We start from the raw sequence: 18,691 nt of genomic DNA, 5'->3' as shown, positions 1-18,691 counted from the left end.
CCCGGGGCCGCGGACCCGCTCACCTGATGGTCAGCGCGTCCAGGTAGTTGTTCAGGTTGCGGACGGTCTCGGCGACGGAGTCGCCGCCGAACTTCTCCAGCGCGGCCTCGGCCAGGACGAGTGCGACCATGGCCTCGGCCACCACTCCGGCCGCCGGCACCGCCGTGACGTCGCTGCGCTGGTGGTGCGCCTGGGCCGGCTCGCCGCTGGTGACGTCGATCGTGTCGAGGGCCTTGGGGACGGTCGCGATGGGCTTCATCGCGGCGCGCACCCGCAGTGGCTCCCCGGTGCTCATTCCGCCCTCGACGCCGCCGGCGCGGTTGCTGCGGCGGCGGACCCCGTCGGGTCCGGGCTCGATCTCGTCGTGGGCGGCCGAACCCCGGCGTCCCGCGGTGCGGAAGCCGTCCCCGACCTCGACGCCCTTGATGGCCTGGATCCCCATGAGGGCTCCGGCCAGGCGCGCGTCCAGGCGCCGGTCCCAGTGGACGTGGCTGCCCAGGCCGGGCGGAAGTCCGTAGGCCAGCACCTCGACGACACCGCCCAGGGTGTCGCCGGACTTCTTGGTGTCGTCGACCTCGGCGACCATCCGGGTGCTGGTCTCGGGGTCGGCGCAGCGCAACGGGTCGGCGTCGATACGCTCCAGGTCCCCGGGGCCGGGCAGCGGCGCGTCGTCGGGTACGCCGATCTCCCCCATGGACACGACGTGGCTGAGGATCTCCACCCCGAGCGCCTGGCGGCAGAAGGCGCGGGCGACCTCGCCGATGGCGACGCGCGCCGCCGTCTCCCGGGCGCTGGCGCGTTCCAGGATGGGACGCGCCTCGTCGTGGCCGTACTTCTGCATGCCGACGAGGTCGGCGTGGCCCGGGCGGGGCCTGGTCAGCGGAGCGTTGCGGGCCACTCCCTCGAGCTCCTCGGCGGGGACCGGGTCGGGCGACATGACCCGCTCCCACTTGGGCCACTCGGTGTTCCCCACCTCGATGGCGACCGGCCCGCCCTGGGTACGGCCGTGCCGGATGCCCCCGAGGATGGAGACCTGGTCCTGCTCGAATTTCATACGGGCGCCCCGGCCGTACCCGGCGCGTCGGCGGCGCAGCGCGGCGGCGATGTCGTCAGAGGTGACGGACACGCCTGCCGGGAGGCCCTCCAGGATCGCGACGAGTGCCGGCCCGTGGGACTCCCCAGCGGTCAGCCAGCGCAACATGCCCTGATCTTCCCACGGTCGGGACCTCGGCGGGACATCGGGGCGACTGCGGGTCGTCCCCGGGAGCGGGCCGTCCGCCTGGTGGCGCTCCTTCCGGGGCGGTGGGCTTCCGCCCCGACCGGCCTTGCCAGGCCACTCCGGAAGCCCACCACCACGCCGGTCGCCGGACCGGACGCGGCGGCGCAGATCGACGTGTCCGTCGGGCCGGCGGCACCTGGTGGTCCGCTCGTGTCGGTCGCGGGCGCCCCGGACGGCGGTCCGGCGCTCCGTCCGCCGCCATGCTGCCAGGGCGCCGCCAGGCCGGCCGGGTGCTGGAGCGACGCGAGGTGTCGGCGGCACGCCCGAGGCCCGCCGGCCCGCTCCGCGGGACGCCGCGCGGGTGGCGCCGACGTCGCCGGTCGACGCGGTCTCAAACCGTGGGCGTCGGGTGGAGGCGCGCTTGGTGGCGGCCGCGCGCCGGGCCGTCGGACAGGCCGCGCCGGTGAGAGGGACGGCGTGATCTCGACGGTGCCGGGCGGCCCGTTCCCCGACCCCGTGCCGCGGAGCCCGACGATCCCGGCCGTCCTGCGCGCCGGGCCGCTGCACCGTCCGGGAGGTCGGCCCCCGGCGGGGTCGATCTGCGGCGGCGCGGGGCTCAACCGAGCAGGGCCGGCTGGGGGTCGCCGAGGGCGATGACCGCGAACGCCCCGGCGATCATGAACGGGCCGAAGGGGATACGGCTCCTGCGGGTGGCCCTCCCCAAGGCGATGAGCACCAGGCCGTAGCAGGCCGAGAACAGGAAGGCGGCGAAGGTGCCCGAGACCGCCGACCCCAGAGAGCACCAACCGAGGTAGAGCCCCAGCAGCCCCGAGAGCTTGACGTCCCCCCACCCCATCCCCGCCGGGTGGATGAACCACAGCACCCAGTAGAACGCCGCGACCCCGGCCATGCCGGCCAGCGCGGTGAGCATCCGCCCGCCCCCATCGGGAACCGCCAGCGCCGCCGCCCCGAGCAGCGCCAGCGCGACCGGATAGGCCGGCAGGACCAGCGGATTGGGCAGGCGGTGGGTACGCGCGTCGACCACCGCCAGCACCACCCCCACCACCCCCAGGAAGGCGAAGGCGGGGATCTCGACGGCGGACCGGCCGGGCAGCAGGGCCAGCCCGCCCAGCACGGCCGCCGCCGTCACCCCGACCACCGCGGGGGCGCGCACCGCGGTGGCGCAGTCGGCGCAGCGTCCCGTCAGGGCGAAGCGCGCCGGCAACGGCGTCCAACGCGGCCAGGGGACCCGCGTCCCGCAGTGGGGGCACTGGGGCGGGGGCGGCCCCTGTGACCCGTCGGGGACGGGCTCGTAGGCCCGGAACAACGGGACCACCCGGCCCGCGACGGCCCCCAGCAATCCGCCCAGAAGGGCCAGGGCCAGCGCGGGGAGGACAACGGAGATGGAGGGCATGGGGGAACTCTAGGCCGGACCGTGGACGCACCGCCCGGCCGCCCACACCCCGTCACTTCCCGGTCGTGCGGCGCCTTCCCGCCGACCGCGCGGCGCCCGCCCGTGGCGGGAAAACGACTCCATCCGAGAAGGGCGGCGCGGTCTGGGCCGGGTGGCCGACGGGGGCACATCCGCCGTCCCCGTGGGACGGCCCGTCCCTCGGGCGTCAGTCGCGGCGCGCGCGCACGACCGCGCTGAGCTCCACGCCTCCGGGCAGGAGAGGGGCGAGTTCCTGGGCGAGCCGCTGGGCGACCCTGCGCAGGGACTCGTCGTCGCGGCGCTCCAGCTCCAGGCGCACCCCGATGTCGGCGCGGTCGGACTCGTGGATCCGTACCCGCTCGATCCCGAACTCGGTGTGGGTGATCCGGTAGATCAGGCCGAGGACCTGAGGGTCGTCCTTGGGGCTGGGAACGGTCCCGTGCTCGGCCAGGGTGGCCAGGAAACGTCCCTGGACGGCGTAGGTGACCGGCCCCGCGACGTCGATGACGAGGGCGTCCGTGCCCTCCTCGACCGCGGTGCGGCAGGCGTCCACGGCGGTCACCGGTACCGGCCGGGCGTCCTCACGCCAGCGTTTGACGGTCTCGACCGAGGTGAAGGCGAGCATGCCACGCCGACCGTCCCTGCCCACCAGGATCGGCACCGCGACGTCGCTCTTCTTGTCGTGGGTCAACCCGTCGGCGTCGGTCTCGACCTCGGTGGCGACGGCCACCATCGGGACGAGGAGCCGGGAGGGACCGAGCGCGGCCAGGACCTGGCGCTCACCGATCGCTCCCCGGGAGTAGGCGTCCAGTTTCTCGCGCACCTCGGGATCGGCGCTGCCGTCGTCGTCACGGAAGCGCTGGGCGCCGATGATCGTTGGTCCCTTCACGAGGCGACTCTACTTCCTCCTGGGGGATGTCAGTGGGCGGGACCGGCCAGGACACCCCTTGGGGACGGTCCTCATCCGTTCTCGGATTCGCGCAGACCGCGTTCCAGGACGTCCATGATCTCTGTCAGGTGCTTGACCTGCTCCGGGTTCAACCGGTCGAACAGGCTGGCGCGCACCAGCGCGACGTGGCCGGGAGCGGCCGCCCGGATCGCCTCGCGTCCCTGTTCGGTGAGCACCGCCCAGGCGCCGCGACGGTCCTCCGAGCAGTGCTCGCGCCGCACGTACCCGTCGCGCTCCAGCCGGGCCACCTGGTGGGAGAGGCGGCTCTTGGAGACGATGACGGTGTGGGCGAGGTTACGCATGCGCATGCGCATGCCCTCGGCCTCCGAGAGGTGGACGAGGATGCCGTACTCGACCAGGGAGAGGCCGTTCCTCCGGTGCAGGTCGCGGTCGAGCCGCTCCTCCAACAGGGAGTTGACCACGAGGTAGCTGCGCCACGTCCGTTGCTCATCGGCGTTCAGCCAGTCGACCTCGCTCATACCCCCATCGTACTTACGCGTCCGGCGTCCGGCCCGCCCTCCCCGCGTCGCCGCCCGCCGTGGGCCGGTTACGGTGGACCTCTGCGACGCCTCGCCCGTGGAAAGGAACCACCCGTGTCCAGCGGCCCGTTCTCACCCGATGTCGTGCGCGCCGTCACCGCGCACATGAACGACGACCACGCCGAGGACACCCTGCTCATCTGTCGCGCCTTCGGCGATTCTCCGCGGGCCACGTCGGCGCGCATGACCGGCCTGGACGGCGCCGGCGGGGAGTACGTGGTGGTCGTCGACGGCGTCGAGGAGACCGTGCGCATCCCGTGGGGGCGCCCGCTGACCGAGCGCGGTGAGATCCGCGCGGAGGTCGTGCGGTTGTACCGCGAGGCGTGCGCCCGGCTCGGGGTCGAGCCGCGTGGTGGACGATAAGGGCGGGCGCCTGCCCGTGGGGAGGGCTCGCAACGGGGCGGAGGTGGTGCGGCCGTCGCCCCGGCCGCACCACCTCCGCCCCGCCGCGGGTCACGCGTCCGCGTCGAGCTCGTCCAGCCAGGCGCGGACGCTGTCGTTGTGCTCGCCCAACCGGGGCGGCGGCAGGTGTCCGGCGCGTCCCGCCGTGGTCTCGTCGGGGTGGGTGTCGAAGCGCACCGGAGGACCGGGCAGCTCGATCTCGCCGAGCACCGGGTGGTCCACCGACAGCACGAGCCCCTGGGAGCGGGTCTGCTCCCACTCGTAGACCTGGTCGATGGTGCGGATCGCCCCACAGGGGATCCCGATCGCGCCGATGCGCTCCAGCCACTCGTCCCGGGACCCGCCGGCCAGCACCGCCTCGATCGCGGCGTTGAGCTCGGGCCGGTTGGTGACCCGGTCGGCGTTGCGGGCGAAGCGCGGGTCCGTCGCGTCCAGTCCGAGCAGCGCCGCGAACTTGGCCCACTGGCCCTCGCTGGCGACCGCGACCTGGAGCATGCCGTCGGCGCAGGCGTAGGTGCCGTAGGGGGCGATGGAGGGGTGGTGGTTGCCGATGGGGCGGGGCACCTCCTTGGCCACGGTCCAACGGGTGCCCTGGAAGGCGTGGACGCCGACGATCGAGGAGAGCAGCGAGGTGCGCACGACGCGGCCCCGGCCGGTGCGCTCGCGTTCGTAGAGGGCGCTGAGCGTCCCGTAGGCACCGTGCAGCCCCGCCAGCAGGTCGCCGATGGGCACGCCCACCTTGGTGGGCTCCTCGGGCGAGGAACCCGTGATGCTCATCAGGCCGGCCTCGCCCTGGGCGATCTGGTCGTATCCGGCCCGGCCGCCCTCGGGGCCGTCGTGCCCGAAACCGCTGATCGAGCAGACCACCAGACGCGGGTTGAGCTCGTGCAGCCGCTCCATCGAGAAGCCGAGCCGGTCGAGCACCCCGGGGCGGAAGTTCTCGACGAGGACGTCGCTGGCCCGCACGAGCCGGGTGAGCTGGGTGCGGCCGTCGTCGGACTTGAGGTCGAGTTCGATCGACTCCTTGTTGCGGTTGCAGGAGAGGAAGTAGGTGCTGATGGGGTCGCCCTCGGGGCCCACGAACGGCGGTCCCCAGCCGCGGGTGTCGTCGCCGGTGCCCGGCTGCTCGACCTTGATGACCCGTGCGCCCAGGTCGCCCAGCAGCATCGCGGCGTGCGGCCCCGCGAGGGCCCGCGACAGGTCCAGCACCACGATGCCCGAGAGCGGCCCACCGGCGTGCGTCATTGCGCTCCTCCTCCATGCTTCGGCGACCGAAATTGGCCTAGCCAATGAGCCACGCTAGCCAATCTCCGCGAAAGGGGACAACCCCCTCGCACCATTCCCTCGGCCCCGGCCACGCCCACACCCCGGCGCGGGTCCCGACCGGTCGGGGTGAGGACCCCCTCCGCCGCCGGGGACTGACCTACCCTGGAGGGGCGACCCAGCTTTTCCAAGCGAGCGGAGAGACGCCGTTCCCACGATGGCCACACCCGACCCCTCCGACCCCACCGCACCGACCCAGCGGATCGAACCCGCCGCGGCCGGCCCCCGGTCGGCCCCCGACCAGGAGCGGACCCGCCGGGTCACCGCCCTGCTCCGGCCCGGGAACCGGACCAGGGTAGCGCCGGCCCCGGCCCCGGGCGGCGAGACCGCGGTACACACCCGGCGCCTTGGGGCCACCGCCTCCCCCACCTCGTCACAGCCGTGGTGGCGCCGGTTGCTGCGCCCCCTGCTCGACTGGCTGGCGCGGCTGGTCTCCCGTGTCGTCATCGGCCCGGCCGGCGACCTGGACCACGCCGTCCCGGCCGAGCTCCGCCGCTCCTACGAGGTGCTCGGCCACATCGGTTCCGGCGGCGAGGCGGTGGTCTACCTCGCCGAGCCGATCGGCGCGGCCTCCGAGGGCGGCGCCGGCGGGCCGCGGCCCCGCGTCGCGCTGAAGGTCTACCGGCCCGGCCACGACATCAACCGCGAGTTGCTCGACCGGCTGCGCGCCCGTGGCACCGCCGACCCCCACACGCCCGCCATCCACGGCTACGGGCATGCGCGCAGCGCCTGGGGCGAGGAAGTGGCCTGGGAGGCCCAGGAGTACTTCGCCGAGGGATCCCTGCGCGCGATCATGGACCGCTCCCCCCTCCCCGAGGACGAGGCCCGCGGCATCGTCGCGGCGGTCGCCCAGTGCCTGCACCACTGGCAGGACTCCCTCCAGCACAACCACACCGACGTCAAGCCGGAGAACCTCCTCGTCCGCGCGACCGACCCGCCGGTGTTCGCCCTGACCGACTTCGGCGGCGCGGTGCGCGCCACGATGAGCCGCGTCTACGGCGGGCTGGCCATCACCGAGGCCTACGCGGCGCCCGAGGTCGTCGAGGGCCGCCGCGAGGCGCCCGCCGCATGGTGGTCGCTGGGCATCATGGTGCACGAGCTGATGACCGGGAGGCGGCCGGAGCGCGGCGAGAACTGGCTGACCGCCCGCAACAGCGAGGTCGACGTCTCGGCGATCCCCGACGAACGGTGGCGGCTGCTGGCCCGCGGACTGCTCACCCCCGTCCCCCGGGACCGCTGGGGGTACGCCGAGGTCACGCAGTGGCTGGCCGGGGAACGGCCGCAGGTGGTCAAGACCAGGCGGCACGCGCCGATCAAGTTCGCCGACGTCTCCCACGACGATCCCCCCAGCCTCGCCTTCGACCTCCTCGACCGCTCCGACAAGGGCGAGGTCTGGTTGCGCACCCACTGGCCGGCGCTGCGCACCTGGCTGGACCGCGAGGTCAACGACTACACCTTCGACCGCGCCCATCTGACCGTCCTCGACGCCCACCCCGAGCGCGTGCACGTGGCCATCAGCGCCTTGGCGGCGAGGTTCGTGCCGGGCATGCCCCCGCGCTACCGCGGCCACGAGGTGACCGCCGAGGGGGTGCTGGCCCTGGCCACCGGCGAGGGGAGCCGGCACGCCGCGCTGCGCGAGGCGGTCGAGCTGGGCGCGCTCGGCCTGGCCGCGCGGCACTGGTGCGACCACCCCGCCTGCCGCGCCGAGGGGACGAACCGGTGCGCGCTGCTGGAGCGCGTGCAGCACGAGGTTCCCCTCATCATGCGTCAGGTCGAGGCCACCGTCGCGGGCCTCGCCGCCCGCGACGATCACGAAACCGTCCATCCGGGCCGCCACGAGTGGGACGCCGGCTGGGCGCGAGCGGTGGAACTCGTCTTGGACCCCGACTCGGCGGGCCACTACCGCCGGCTGCTGCGCGCCCAGTCCTGGCACCCCGCCCACCGCAGCGACGCGCCGCGCGTCCCCTGGTGGCGCGAGCAGCGCCGGATCGCGCTGAAGGGCCGGGGCGGTGTGACCACGACGAACGCGGCGCTGGTGATGGCCCTGTTGACGCTGCCCACGGCGGCGCGCGAGGGCGAACTGCTGCGCCAGCGCGAGCGCGCGGACAGCAGGGCGCTGTGGCGGGGACGCCGCGAACGGATGGGCACCGCGCTGAGCGACGGCTGGGCGAGCGCGCGCGAGCGCGTCACCGGCGCGGGCCGTTCCGCCGCCCCCGCCGCCCCCGACGGGCGGTCCGGCTCGCCCTGGGAGCGGTTGCGCCCTCGGCGGCTGTCCGAGAGCGAACGCATCGATCGCCACATGGAGCGCCTCCAGCGCGCGATGCGGGCCGGCCGGTGCCGCCGCCTCGCCTACCCCGCCGCCCTGCTGGGTCTCCTCGACGGGAGCGGCCTGCTGCTGTGGCACACCCGCGGCCTCTACAGCGACCAGCCGTGGATCGCCTCGGCCCACGAGGCGCTGACCGCACTGCGCGGGAGCGCCCTCGTCTCCCCCGTCGCCGAGCTGGCCACATCGCTGCTGGGCCTGCTCCCCGCCGGCGCGGGGCTGGTGTGGTGGTTCCCCGTGGCGCTGGGGTCGGGGTTGTTCGTGGCCGGCCGGGTCGCGGCGGGCCAGCGGCGCCGCGCCCGTACCCGGCTCGTCGCCGGCCGCCTGGCCGTGGCGGGGTCGGCGGTGATGCTGGTCCGCCTGCTGTCCAGTGGCTTCTTCCTGGTGGGGATGGGGGTGCTCATCCCCCTCAGCCTGGTCCTCGGATAGCGCCGCCGGGCTTTGGAGGGACGGCGCCGCCCAGATCCTCCGCCGCCCCGGGCCGGACGGTTATGATCGCCGATGGTCGACATCGGATGTGAGAGCGGTGGGACACATGAGCGGTCAGGCGACAGTGGGGACCGACACGATCGAGCTGGCCGCCGGTGACTACCAGGCGTCGATCGATCGGCGCGGGGCCGCGCTGCAACGCCTGGTCTGGCGGGACCGCGACCTGGTGTGGGGCTACCCCCCTGGGGAGGCGCCGGTGGCCTTCCAGGGGCAGGTGCTGCTGCCCTGGCCCAACCGGATCGGGGACGGCCGCTACTCCTTCGCTGGTGTCGAGCACCGCCTGGAGATCACCGAGCCCGGACGCGCCACCGCGCTCCACGGCCTCACCCACTCCGCGGCCTGGCTGCCCGCCGACATCTCCTCGACCGACGCGCTGTTGACCCACGTGCTCGACGGCGCGCCGGGATATCCGTTCCGGCTGGAGTTGTCGGTGCGCTATGACCTGGACCCGGTGACGGGGCTGAGCGTGTGCATCGGCGCGCGCAACGCCGGAGCGGATCCGGCGCCCTACGGCAACGGCACGCACAACTACCTGACGGTCGGCTCGGTCGTGGACGAGGCGGTTCTGGCGCTGCCGGCCGGGGCCCACCTGCCCGTGGACGAGCGCCTGCTGCCCTGTGGCCCGCCCACGCCCGTGCGGGGCACGCCGCTGGACTTCACCTCCGCCCACCGGATCGGCGAGACCGTCTTCGACACCGCGTTCACCGACCTGCGGCGCGGTCTCGACGGTCTGGCCTGGACCGTGCTGTCGGATCGGGACCACGCTGTGGCCCTGTGGGCCGACGCCTCCTACCGTTGGTTGCAGGTGTTCAGCTCTGATGTGCTGGAGCCCGGGGTGCGCCGTCGTCAGCTCGCGGTGGAGCCCATGACCTGCCCGCCCAACGGGTTCGCCTCGGGCACCGATCTGATCGTGCTGGCCCCTGGCGAGACGACCGAGTCCCGTTACGGTATCCGCCGGGTCGATCCGGTCCCCGCGCACGGGGACCGAGCGTGACGCGACGACACCGCGCGGGATCTTTCAGGGCCGGTTCTCGCCGGAGGCCAGCAGGGCCCGCATCCGGTCGAGGTCCTCGGGGGTGTCGATGTCGTCGGGGCGGGCCACGTCGTCGCAGGCGACCATCGTCACCAGGTGGGAGTAGGCGCGCAGGAAGTGGCGGGCGCCGACGTCGCCCTCGGCGAGCGCGTGCACGCTCGGCCAGTGTTCCCTTCCCAGCAGGACCGGGTTGCGGAGGTTGCCGGAGTAGGTGGCGACCGCGGCCCGGGCGCCCTCGCGGTAGGCGCCCAGGAGGCGTCCGATCGCGGCCGGGGTGACCAGCGGCTGGTCGGCCAGGGCCACGACCACCGCGTCGACACCGGGCGGGAGCGTGGCCAGGCCCATGCGCAGCGAGGAACCCATGCCGTCGGCCCAGTCGGGGTTGTGGATCGTGACCGCCGCCTCGACCGTCACGTCGGCGGCCCCGGTCACGACGTAGACCGGGTCGCATCCGCCTTCACGCAGGATGCGCGCTCCCCGGTCGACGAGCCGCTCCCCCTCCAATTCGACCAGGGCCTTGGGGCGCCCCAGGCGGCTGCCCTCCCCCGCGGCCAGTAACAGTCCGGCGACCGACGTGGTCTCGGCGTCACGCTCCCGTGTCGTCATGCCGCGATGATGCCATGCGACAAGCTCTGGCAGGTTGCATCTGCGACTCTCGCTTCACGCCCGTTATGCCCGTGATCTATGCGATGGCGCGTTGATGTACCCGCCCTCGGCCCCCGATTCACCTGCCGGCTTGGCCGCTTGTGGCCGGTCAGACTCGACCTCTGCGCCACCTGATACGGCGTCGCGGGCGGGGCAGCGGGATGCCCGACGCCGGCTCCTCAGCGGGGGCGGGCGCGCTTTCACGCGCCTGGGGGTCCCCCACCGGTCCCCGGGGTTTCGAGGACAGCGGACGGGTCGGGTCGGCGTCGCCCGGCGGAACCGATTCCCGGGGCCTGGCCCCCGTCCCCTCACTGGAATCGCCCACCTGCTCGTCGATGAGGGCGGCGGCCTCGCGGTCCAGGTTCGTCGTCAACGGCGGCGTGTGATGGCGCTCCCCGTCCCCCTCGACGAGGGCGGCGGCCTCCTCATCGATCGTGGTCTCCAGGAAACTGCGCCGAGTGGGCTCCTTCACCGTCTGCGGCGCGAGCGTGGTGCGCTCCTCGGGTGGCAACTCGTCGCGCAGGGGATCGGCGAACCCTCCCCGGAAGAACTTCCTCGGTCGTTTGGTGCGCTGTACCAACAACCAGCATCCGAACACCGCGAACGCCACGATGAGCACGGCTCCGGCCCAGCCCCACGACGGCATGACCGCCTCCTCGGCTCTTGTTTTCCGCTCTTTGGCGGAACTTCCCGCTCACGGCGGGTTGCAACGCCCGCCCGGGGAGTTTGTCGTCCCCGCCGGCGAAACCGCCGGTCACGGCGCCGCGAAAGCCGGTTCCGGAGAAGGGCGCCCGCGCCTCATTCCCGTATCGTCTCCTCGCGCGGTCCCCCGACCAAGGCAGGTCGGCGCTGCGGGCGCGCGGACTCGTGGTGGATCCGTCCGGCCGTCGAGGAGAGGGGCCGACCGCTTCCTCCCCAGCGGACCTGGATCAGCTCCGCGGCGATGGACACCGCGGTCTCCTCCGGGGTGCGCGCCCCCAGGTCCAGGCCGATCGGTGAACGCAACCGTTCCAACCGCTCGTCGGGCACCCCCGCCTCCCGCAACCGGGCCAGCCGGTCCTCGTGGGTGCGCCGACTGCCCATGGCGCCGATGTAGCCGGCCGGCGTGCGCAACGCGACCTCCAGCACCGGGACGTCGAACTTGGGGTCGTGGGTCAGCACGCAGATCGCGGTCCGCTCGTCGATCTCGTCCTCGATCTCGGAGAGGAAGACGTGCGGCCACTTGACGACGACCTCGTCGGCGCGGGGGAACCGCTTGGGGGTGGCGAAGACCGGCCGGGCGTCGCACACCGTGACCCGGTAGCCCAGGTAGGCGCCGATGTCGGCGACGGCGGCGGCGAAGTCGATCGCCCCGAACACCAGCATGCGCGGCGCCGGCGCGAACGACTGGACGAACACCTCGAGTTCGTCGCCCCGGCGCTGGCCGTCGGCCCCGTAGCGCAGGATGCCGGTGCGCCCCTGGGCGAGCATGCCGCGCGCGTCGTCGTCGACGGCCGCCTCCAGCCTCCGGGATCCGAGGTCTCCCTCGGCCCCCTCCGGCCACAGCACGCGGCGCGCGCCGAACCGTCCCGGCCCCGAGACCACGGTGGCCACCGCGACGGGGCGGTGCTGGTTGACCGCGTCGATGACGTCGCCGAGCCGCGGGAAACGGTGGGGGTCGACGGGTTCGACCAGGACGTGCAGGGTGCCGCCGCAGGTGAGGCCGACGGCGAGGGCGTCGTCGTCGCTGACACCGTAGGTGCGGCGCGCCGGCTGTCCGGTGCGGATGACCTCCTGACCGAGTTCGTAGACCGCGCCCTCCACACAGCCTCCGGAGACGCTGCCCACGACCTCGCCCCCGGCCGTCACCGCCATGGCCGCGCCGGCGTCGCGGGGCGCGCTGTGGTAGGTGTCGATGACCGTCGCCAGGGCGAACGTCTCGCCGGTGGCGTACAGCTCCGCCACCGTGTTGCGGATGTCACGCACGGGTTGCTCCTCTCCTGACGGTTCCGCCGATGATGACGGCCGTCAGCCGTTCCAGCGCGTCCAGGCTGTGCCCGGGCACGAAATCGTCGACATGAGGCAGGGCGGCCCGCATCCCCGCCGTGAGCGGTTCGTAGCCCGGCCGTCCCCGATGCGGGTTGGCCCACACCACGCGGTGGGCGAGGCGGGCCAGCCGGCCCATCTGGACACCGAGTTCGTTCGCGTCGCCCCGTTCCCAGCCGTCGGAGGCGATAACCACGACCGCCCCGCGAGCCATACCGCGGCGCCCGAAACGGTCGAGGAATTCCTTGAGCTCGGCGCCGAGACGGGTCCCGCCTCCCCAATCGGGGATGGCCCTGCCGGCCGCGGCGAGCGCGGCGGCCGGGTCCCGGGCCGCCAGACCGGGGGTGAGCCTGGTCAGCCGGGTGCCCACGGCGAACACCTCGGTGTGGCCGGGATGTCCGCGCAGGACCGCGTGGGCCAGGCGCAGCAGCGCGTCGGCGTAGGGCCGCATCGAACCGCTCACGTCGATCAGCACTACGACGCGGCGGGGGCGCAGACGGCGGGCGCCGCGCACCAGATGCAGCGCCTCGCCCCCGCGGCGCGGCATGGCGCGGACCGTGCGCGCCAGGTCGGGCCGGCCGCGCCGGGCCGGAACCGTGCGCCGGGACCGACGACGCGGGCCGCGCCTCTCCACCAGGCTGAGCAGCCGCGCGACCTCGGCGCGTTCGGCCGGAGCCAGCGTCGCGATGTCGCGGGAGCGCAGCACCTCGGTGTCGCAGGCCGCGACGGCGTGCTCGGGGGCGTCACAGGCGCCGCGCTCCCTGCGCGGCGCGGGATGCCACACCGGGGCCCGGAACGTCTGCGATCCCTCCCCGCCCGTCGGGGGACCGGGGAGTCCGGCCTCGACGTGCCGGGCGAAACAGGCGTCGTAGCGCTCCAGGTCCTCCGGCCCTGAGCACAGGGTGATCCGGCCGGCCCAGTAGATCGCGTTCGGCCGGCCCACGCCGAGTTCGGCCACCGCCGTGAGGAAGGCCCGCGCGCGGGCGGGGTCGGCGCGCACCCCGGCGGCGCGCAACGCGCGCGGCAGGTCGAGGAGGGACCTGGCGAGGTCCCGGGCGTCACGGTCGAAGGCCATGGCCGCCTACCCCGCGCTCCCCGTGGGCCGCCGCCCGAAGATCAGACCGGGCAGGTCGGGTGTGACGTTCTCGTGGTCCTCGCGGTGCTTGAGCAGCGCGCCGAGGGTGCGCGCGGCGAGGTCGGGGGACAGCTCCCGGGCGCCGAGCTCGGCCAGCGCGGCCGCCCAGTCGATGCTCTCGGCGACACCGGGCGGTTTGACCAGGTCGGCACCGCGGCCGCGGGGGGCGCGCAGCCGCTGGACGACCTCGACCACCTCGCGCACGAGCCGTTCGGCCACCCCGGGCAGGCGGCGGCCGATGATCGCCACCTCGCGCTCGGGGTCGGGCTGGGCCATCCAGTGGTACAGGCATCGGCGTTTGAGCGCGTCGTGGACCTCGCGGGTGCGGTTGGAGGTCAAGACGGTGACGGGCGGCACCTCGGCGCGCACCGTTCCCAGCTCCGGGATGGAGATCGCGAACTCCGACAGGAACTCCAGCAGGAACGCCTCGAACTCGTCGTCGGCCCGGTCGATCTCGTCGATGAGCAGGACAGCGGGCACCGGACCGGTGCTCTCCAACGCCCGCAGGAGGGGGCGGGCCAGCAGGAAGCGGCGGTCGTAGAGGCCGGCCTCCAGTTCGTCGGCCTGGTGCGCGCCCGCGACCTGGGCGGCCCGCAGGTGCAGGAGCTGACGGGGGTAGTCCCAGTCGTAGAGCGCCTGGGCGGCGTCGATCCCCTCGTAGCACTGCAACCGGATGAGGGGACCGCCGAGCACCTCGGCCAGGGCCTGGGCGAGCCCCGTCTTGCCCGCTCCCGGCTCGCCCTCCAGGAACAGGGGGCGGGCCATGCGCAACGCGAGGAAGCAGGCCGTGGCCGTTCCCTCGTCGGCGAGATAGTCGCGGGCGTCCAGCGCCGCGGCGAGCGCGTCGGGCCCGGCGATCGCGGCGACCGCGGGGGAACTGGTCATGGGCACCCCTCCCGTGCTCGTGGCCAGGCTATGCCCGGTGGGGGCCCACCGTAATGATCACGATCCTCCGAAATCGGCGTCGCGCTCTCGTGGTCAACCACATATCCGCCCATCTCGGACGGACCGCGCGCCTGCTCAGCGACACCGGGGTGGCAAGCGAGCGGGGAGGGGGCGGTCGGCGACGACCGCCCCTCGACCGGTCCGCAGCGGAGGGCGACCCGTCCGCTCAGTGGCCGGGCTCCGCCGCCTCGCCCCGCTCCCGCAGCAGCGCGCGGAGGGCGGCCAGGTTCTGCTGGGCCCGGTCACCATCGTTGCTCTGGATCCCCATCACCGCCAGCGTCGACCCGTCGGCCAGGTCCACCGAGGGCCAGGGCTCGCCCACCGGCATGCGCACGTCGACGATCTCCGGCCACACCAGGACGTGGGTGCGGATCGAGTTGACGATCGTGACACCTTCGTCGGTGGCGGTCACCCGCGGCCGGGCGAGGAGGTGCAGCACCCCGACCGAGAGCACACCGAGCAGCAGCAGGCCGACACGGTCCTGGAACTTCCAGTCCGCCGGCAGGATGAGCGCCAGCACGGCCATGGTCACAAACAGCAGCCCGGCCAGCCCGTAGGCGACCATGCGGATGTTGCGCGGCCGCCACGTCACGGGTGGCGTGGGCGCGGCGCCGGTCTCGTCCACGGCGTCCTCGTCTCTGGTGTTCCCGGGGTGCACGCTTCTTCTCCCTCATACCCGCCGGTCAACGGCTCCCGCCCCTGTGGCGGTCCGGCGCTCAGGCGGCCCCGGCGCGGAGCCGGCGCAGCACGAGCGCAGTGTCGAGCGCCGCGACGGCGGCCTCGTACCCCTTGTCCTCTCGGCTGCCGGGGAGGCCGGCACGGTCGCGCGCCTGTTCCAGGGTGTCACAGGTCAGCACGCCGTTGGCAATGGGGCTGGATTCGCGCAGCGCCGCCTCGGTCAGCCCGTGGGTGACGGACTGGCAGACGTAGTCGAAGTGCGGCGTCCCCCCGCGGACGACGGCCCCCAGGGCGACGACCGCGTCGTGGGAGCGCGCCAGTTCCTGGGCGACCACGGGGATCTCGATCGCCCCGGCGACCCGGACCACGGTCGGCGTGTCCACACCCGCCCGCCGTGCCACCTCCAGGGCCCGCTCCAGCATGGAGTCGACGATCTCGGCGTTCCACCTGGTCGCCACGATGCCGAGGGTCATCCCCTGGGCGTCGGGAATCCCCGTGGTCGGACTTCCTGCTCCACTCATCTGCGTCTCCTCGATCTCGCCGGTTGTCGGTGCGCCCGCGACGCGCTCAGTCGGCCACCGCGATGCCGGGCAGGTCGTGGCCCATGCGGTCGCGCTTGGTCCTCAGGTAGCGGAGGTTGTCGGCGGTGACCACGGTGGGCATCGCGATCCGTTCGGTGACGGTGACGCCGTGACGGGCGAGTCCCTCGCTCTTGGCCGGGTTGTTGCTGAGCAGCCGTACCGAGGTGACCCCCAGGTCGGCGAGGATCTGCGCGCCGGTACCGAACTCGCGGGCGTCGGCGGGCAGACCGAGTTCCAGGTTGGCGTCGACGGTGTCGGCGCCGGCGTCCTGCAACCGGTAGGCCTCCAGCTTGTGCAGCAGACCGATGCCGCGCCCCTCGTGGCCGCGCAGGTAGACGAGCACTCCACGCCCCTCCTGGGCGATACCGGCCATGGCCGCGTCCAGCTGGGTACCGCAGTCGCAGCGGTGCGAACCGAAGGCGTCGCCCGTCAGGCACTCGGAGTGCAGCCGGACCAGCACGTCGGCGCCGTCGCCGATGTCGCCGTAGACCAGGGCGACGTGTTCGGAACCGTCCACACTGCCCCGGTAGCCCACCGCGCGCCACTCGCCGTGGCGGTTGGGGATCCGGGTCTGCACGACCCGCTCGACCAGGGTCTCGGTGCGCCGCCGGTACTCCACGAGCTGTTCCACGGAGACCAACCGCAGACCGTGCTCGTCGGCGAACTCCCGCAGTCGGGGCAGCCGGGCCATCGTCCCGTCGTCGTTGACGACCTCGGCGAGCACCCCGGCCGGAGCCAGCCCGGCCAGCCGGGCGAGGTCCACCGCGGCCTCGGTGTGACCGCGACGGGCGAGCACGCCCCCGGCCCGGTAGCGCAGCGGGAGGACGTGTCCGGGACGGACGAAGTCCCCGGCGACGCTGGCGGGGTCGGCGAGCAGGCGGATCGTGCGGGCGCGGTCGGCGGCGGAGATCCCCGTGGAGACACCCGTGCGCGCGTCGACCGTGACGGTGTAGGCGGTGCGCATGCTCTCCTCGTTGGTCGCCGTCATCAACGGCAGGTGGAGGCGGTCCAGGTCCTCGCCGAGCATCGGCACGCAGATGACGCCGGAGGTGTGGCGGATGGTGAACGCCAGGAGTTCGGGGGTCGCGGCCTCGGCCGCGAAGATGATGTCGCCCTCGTTCTCCCGATCGGTGTCGTCGACGACCACGACGGGGCGGCCCGCCGCGATGTCGGCGATGGCGTCGGCGATGTCGTCCAGTTCGACCGGTGCCGGGGTCTGCTGCTCGGCGGCGATCGTCATCGATGCTCCTCGTGTCCTGCGGTCACTGTGGAATGGGTGGGGATGGTGGGATGGGGCCATCAGGCCGACGCGGTGCTGCCGGGGCCGTGTCGCGCGTCCGCCTGCTCTCGCAGGTCGGCCCGGTAGTGGCGCATCCAGTCGCGGATGCCGATCAGCGCGAGCACGAAGAAGAACCCGTAGACGATGCCCGTGACCCATAGCCCCGACATCAGGGCGAGGGGGACTCCGACGAGGTCGACGATGATCCAGACCACCCAGAAGTCCACGAGCCCCCGGCTCTGGCCGAAGGTGGCGATCGCGCTGCCCACGAAGATGAAGGCGTCGGGCCAGGGCGCCCACGAGACGCCCGTGTAGTCGAACAGCAAGGCCACCGCGACGGTCCCGCCGACGAGCAGGCCCGCCAGCAGGCCCCGCTCGCGCGCCGTGGCCGGACGCACCGGGAGCTCGGCGCCGCCACGGGTTCCCTTGGCCCATCGGTACCAGCCGTAGACGACGATGACCGCGAACATCACCTGCTTGAGGGCGTTGCCGGTGAGATGGGCGTCGATGGAGACGGCGAACAGCAGCACGGTGCCGACCAGCTGCACCGGCCAGGTCCAGATCGTGCGCCGGATCGCCAGGGCGACCGTGCCCAGCGCGGCGGCGTTGCCGATGAGGTCGGCCCAGCGGACATGCTCGCCGAACAGGGTGAACCCCGCGTAGGCCCACTCCAGCCACCAGACCCCGGTGTGGACGGCGCTCATCGCGCGGCCTCCCCCGTACCCGTCGACGTTCCCACGCCCACCAGGCGCTCGACGTACTTGGCGATGACGTCGACCTCGAGGTTGACGGTCGCGCCGACCCCCTTGTGGCCCAGCGTGGTCAGCTCCAACGTGGTGGGGATGAGGCCGATGCCGAAGGAACCGGGGGCGACGGTGACGACGGTGAGGCTGACCCCGTCGACGGCGATGGAGCCCTTCTCCGCGACATAGCGGGCCAGCCGGTCGGGCAGCGAGATGCGGACGGTCTCCCAGTTCTCGCCGGGGACGCGTTCCAGGATCTCGCCGGTGCCGTCGACGTGGCCCTGGACGATGTGGCCGCCGAGGCGGTCGGAGACGCGGGCGGCGCGTTCCAGGTTGACGGGGGATCCGGGGACGAGGGCGCCGAGGCTGGAACGCTCCAGTGTCTCCCTCATCACATCGGCGGTGAAGCGGCCGTCGGCGACGGAGGTGACGGTGAGGCAGGTGCCGTTCACCGCGATGGAGTCGCCGTGCCGGGCGTCGGAGGTGACGGTGGGGCCGTGGATCGTCATCCGGGCGGCCTCGCCGGCGGTGCCGACGGGATCGACGGCGACGACCTCGCCGAGTTCTTCCACGATTCCGGTGAACACGAGGGAGCCATCCCCTTACCTGGTCAGGCTCCGGGGATGTGCGTGAGCGGCGGACCGCCGGGACTCCGGGTTCCCGTGGCCGTGCTGGACGACGGAAAGCCGGTCTCCCACGCGCGCTGCCTCCCATCCGGACTTTCACCGTCGGTACCGGAATTCCACCGGTTCAACCGGCCGATGGCTTCGGCCGGGTCGCGGACTGTCACCGCCGGTTCGGACTTTCACCGACCCCGGAGCACGCGTTCGAAAACGTCTCGCCCAACAGTTTGCCACGCCCGGGTATTCCCGGCGTCGCGCGGGGCGGGAACACGGACGTGGCCGGCCACCACCTCCGTGGTGACCGGCCACGCGAAGTCGCCGGTGGGAG

18 protein-coding genes and 1 riboswitch are annotated in these 18,691 nt (G+C 73.6%); of the genes, 3 read left to right on the top strand and 15 right to left on the bottom strand.

Features of this window, described 5'->3' with window-relative positions:
* Positions 1 to 19: 19 nt before the first annotated feature.
* The 4 genes from aroC to ACYVHU_RS02740 all read right to left on the bottom strand — a co-directional run bounded on the left by aroC (position 20) and on the right by ACYVHU_RS02740 (position 4,079).
* Positions 20 to 1,201, bottom strand: a complete 1,182-nt coding sequence (aroC, locus tag ACYVHU_RS02755) for a chorismate synthase (RefSeq protein WP_078759962.1) — start codon at positions 1,199 to 1,201, stop codon at positions 20 to 22.
* A gap of 634 nt (positions 1,202 to 1,835) precedes the next feature.
* Positions 1,836 to 2,633, bottom strand: a complete 798-nt coding sequence (locus ACYVHU_RS02750; protein ID WP_078759963.1) for a prepilin peptidase — start codon at positions 2,631 to 2,633, stop codon at positions 1,836 to 1,838.
* A 205-nt stretch (positions 2,634 to 2,838) separates the two neighbouring features.
* Complete coding sequence (locus ACYVHU_RS02745; RefSeq protein ID WP_078759964.1) at positions 2,839 to 3,540, bottom strand: SseB family protein; 702 nt, start codon at positions 3,538 to 3,540, stop codon at positions 2,839 to 2,841.
* A 71-nt stretch (positions 3,541 to 3,611) separates the two neighbouring features.
* Positions 3,612 to 4,079, bottom strand: a complete 468-nt coding sequence (locus tag ACYVHU_RS02740) for a MarR family winged helix-turn-helix transcriptional regulator (protein ID WP_078759965.1) — start codon at positions 4,077 to 4,079, stop codon at positions 3,612 to 3,614.
* A gap of 165 nt (positions 4,080 to 4,244) precedes the next feature.
* On the opposite strand from ACYVHU_RS02740, the gene ACYVHU_RS02735 reads away from it, so the two are divergent.
* The gene (locus ACYVHU_RS02735; protein ID WP_078760048.1) at positions 4,245 to 4,502 is read left to right on the top strand and encodes a DUF2470 domain-containing protein; all 258 of its coding nucleotides are present in this window, start codon (positions 4,245 to 4,247) and stop codon (positions 4,500 to 4,502) included.
* 90 nt (positions 4,503 to 4,592) lie between these two features.
* On the opposite strand, the gene ACYVHU_RS02730 is transcribed toward ACYVHU_RS02735, so the two are convergent.
* Complete coding sequence (locus tag ACYVHU_RS02730) at positions 4,593 to 5,786, bottom strand: CaiB/BaiF CoA transferase family protein (protein ID WP_498947423.1); 1,194 nt, start codon at positions 5,784 to 5,786, stop codon at positions 4,593 to 4,595.
* A gap of 235 nt (positions 5,787 to 6,021) precedes the next feature.
* On the opposite strand from ACYVHU_RS02730, the gene ACYVHU_RS02725 reads away from it, so the two are divergent.
* Positions 6,022 to 8,616 carry a protein kinase domain-containing protein gene (locus tag ACYVHU_RS02725; RefSeq protein WP_078759967.1) on the top strand — a complete coding sequence of 865 codons (2,595 nt, stop codon included), beginning with the start codon at positions 6,022 to 6,024 and terminating at the stop codon, positions 8,614 to 8,616.
* A gap of 106 nt (positions 8,617 to 8,722) precedes the next feature.
* Positions 8,723 to 9,670, top strand: a complete 948-nt coding sequence (locus ACYVHU_RS02720; protein WP_432935907.1) for an aldose 1-epimerase family protein — start codon at positions 8,723 to 8,725, stop codon at positions 9,668 to 9,670.
* 24 nt (positions 9,671 to 9,694) lie between these two features.
* On the opposite strand, the gene ACYVHU_RS02715 is transcribed toward ACYVHU_RS02720, so the two are convergent.
* The 10 genes from ACYVHU_RS02715 to ACYVHU_RS02670 form a co-directional block, all read right to left on the bottom strand.
* On the bottom strand, positions 9,695 to 10,315 hold the full coding sequence (locus tag ACYVHU_RS02715; protein ID WP_078759969.1) for a nucleotidyltransferase family protein: 621 nt from the start codon (positions 10,313 to 10,315) through the stop codon (positions 9,695 to 9,697).
* A 148-nt stretch (positions 10,316 to 10,463) separates the two neighbouring features.
* The gene (locus tag ACYVHU_RS02710) at positions 10,464 to 11,000 is read right to left on the bottom strand and encodes a hypothetical protein (protein WP_078759970.1); all 537 of its coding nucleotides are present in this window, start codon (positions 10,998 to 11,000) and stop codon (positions 10,464 to 10,466) included.
* 152 nt (positions 11,001 to 11,152) lie between these two features.
* Positions 11,153 to 12,319 (bottom strand): XdhC family protein, encoded by a 1,167-nt coding sequence (locus ACYVHU_RS02705; protein WP_078759971.1) that lies wholly within the window; start codon positions 12,317 to 12,319, stop codon positions 11,153 to 11,155.
* The gene (locus ACYVHU_RS02700) at positions 12,312 to 13,454 is read right to left on the bottom strand and encodes a vWA domain-containing protein (RefSeq protein WP_078759972.1); all 1,143 of its coding nucleotides are present in this window, start codon (positions 13,452 to 13,454) and stop codon (positions 12,312 to 12,314) included. Before ACYVHU_RS02700 ends, ACYVHU_RS02705 begins: the two co-directional genes overlap by 8 nt.
* A 6-nt stretch (positions 13,455 to 13,460) precedes the next feature.
* Positions 13,461 to 14,399, bottom strand: coding sequence for an AAA family ATPase (locus ACYVHU_RS02695; protein ID WP_078759973.1), 939 nt, complete (start codon positions 14,397 to 14,399; stop codon positions 13,461 to 13,463).
* A 226-nt stretch (positions 14,400 to 14,625) separates the two neighbouring features.
* Complete coding sequence (locus tag ACYVHU_RS02690; RefSeq protein WP_078760049.1) at positions 14,626 to 15,024, bottom strand: PH domain-containing protein; 399 nt, start codon at positions 15,022 to 15,024, stop codon at positions 14,626 to 14,628.
* Between the two features lie 151 nt (positions 15,025 to 15,175).
* Positions 15,176 to 15,658 (bottom strand): 6,7-dimethyl-8-ribityllumazine synthase, encoded by a 483-nt coding sequence (gene ribH / locus ACYVHU_RS02685; protein ID WP_078759974.1) that lies wholly within the window; start codon positions 15,656 to 15,658, stop codon positions 15,176 to 15,178.
* A gap of 46 nt (positions 15,659 to 15,704) precedes the next feature.
* On the bottom strand, positions 15,705 to 16,958 hold the full coding sequence (locus ACYVHU_RS02680; protein WP_078759975.1) for a bifunctional 3,4-dihydroxy-2-butanone-4-phosphate synthase/GTP cyclohydrolase II: 1,254 nt from the start codon (positions 16,956 to 16,958) through the stop codon (positions 15,705 to 15,707).
* 59 nt (positions 16,959 to 17,017) lie between these two features.
* On the bottom strand, positions 17,018 to 17,701 hold the full coding sequence (pnuC, locus tag ACYVHU_RS02675) for a nicotinamide mononucleotide transporter family protein (protein WP_498947422.1): 684 nt from the start codon (positions 17,699 to 17,701) through the stop codon (positions 17,018 to 17,020).
* Entirely contained in the window at positions 17,698 to 18,327 is a 630-nt protein-coding gene (locus tag ACYVHU_RS02670) for a riboflavin synthase (RefSeq protein ID WP_078759977.1), read from the bottom strand. Before ACYVHU_RS02670 ends, pnuC begins: the two co-directional genes overlap by 4 nt.
* 109 nt (positions 18,328 to 18,436) lie before the next feature.
* Positions 18,437 to 18,567: riboswitch (FMN riboswitch) on the bottom strand.
* Positions 18,568 to 18,691: the final 124 nt, after the last annotated feature.

It is taken from the genome of Marinactinospora endophytica, assembly GCF_054780875.1.
This window is presented reverse-complemented; position numbering and strand designations above follow the sequence as displayed.

Bases quoted from the DNA above. Each gene is read 5' to 3' on its own strand.
- aroC (WP_078759962.1), bottom strand. From the start codon at position 1,201: ATGTTGCGCTGGCTGACCGCTGGGGAGTCCCACGGGCCGGCACTCGTC.
- ACYVHU_RS02750 (WP_078759963.1), bottom strand. From the start codon at position 2,633: ATGCCCTCCATCTCCGTTGTCCTCCCCGCGCTGGCCCTGGCCCTTCTG.
- ACYVHU_RS02740 (WP_078759965.1), bottom strand. From the start codon at position 4,079: ATGAGCGAGGTCGACTGGCTGAACGCCGATGAGCAACGGACGTGGCGC.
- ACYVHU_RS02735 (WP_078760048.1), top strand. From the start codon at position 4,245: ATGAACGACGACCACGCCGAGGACACCCTGCTCATCTGTCGCGCCTTC.
- ACYVHU_RS02730 (WP_498947423.1), bottom strand. From the start codon at position 5,786: ATGACGCACGCCGGTGGGCCGCTCTCGGGCATCGTGGTGCTGGACCTG.
- ACYVHU_RS02725 (WP_078759967.1), top strand. From the start codon at position 6,022: ATGGCCACACCCGACCCCTCCGACCCCACCGCACCGACCCAGCGGATC.
- ACYVHU_RS02720 (WP_432935907.1), top strand. From the start codon at position 8,723: ATGAGCGGTCAGGCGACAGTGGGGACCGACACGATCGAGCTGGCCGCC.
- ACYVHU_RS02715 (WP_078759969.1), bottom strand. From the start codon at position 10,315: ATGACGACACGGGAGCGTGACGCCGAGACCACGTCGGTCGCCGGACTG.
- ACYVHU_RS02710 (WP_078759970.1), bottom strand. From the start codon at position 11,000: ATGCCGTCGTGGGGCTGGGCCGGAGCCGTGCTCATCGTGGCGTTCGCG.
- ACYVHU_RS02700 (WP_078759972.1), bottom strand. From the start codon at position 13,454: ATGGCCTTCGACCGTGACGCCCGGGACCTCGCCAGGTCCCTCCTCGAC.
- ACYVHU_RS02695 (WP_078759973.1), bottom strand. From the start codon at position 14,399: ATGACCAGTTCCCCCGCGGTCGCCGCGATCGCCGGGCCCGACGCGCTC.
- ACYVHU_RS02690 (WP_078760049.1), bottom strand. From the start codon at position 15,024: ATGGTCGCCTACGGGCTGGCCGGGCTGCTGTTTGTGACCATGGCCGTG.
- ribH (WP_078759974.1), bottom strand. From the start codon at position 15,658: ATGAGTGGAGCAGGAAGTCCGACCACGGGGATTCCCGACGCCCAGGGG.
- ACYVHU_RS02680 (WP_078759975.1), bottom strand. From the start codon at position 16,958: ATGACGATCGCCGCCGAGCAGCAGACCCCGGCACCGGTCGAACTGGAC.
- pnuC (WP_498947422.1), bottom strand. From the start codon at position 17,701: ATGAGCGCCGTCCACACCGGGGTCTGGTGGCTGGAGTGGGCCTACGCG.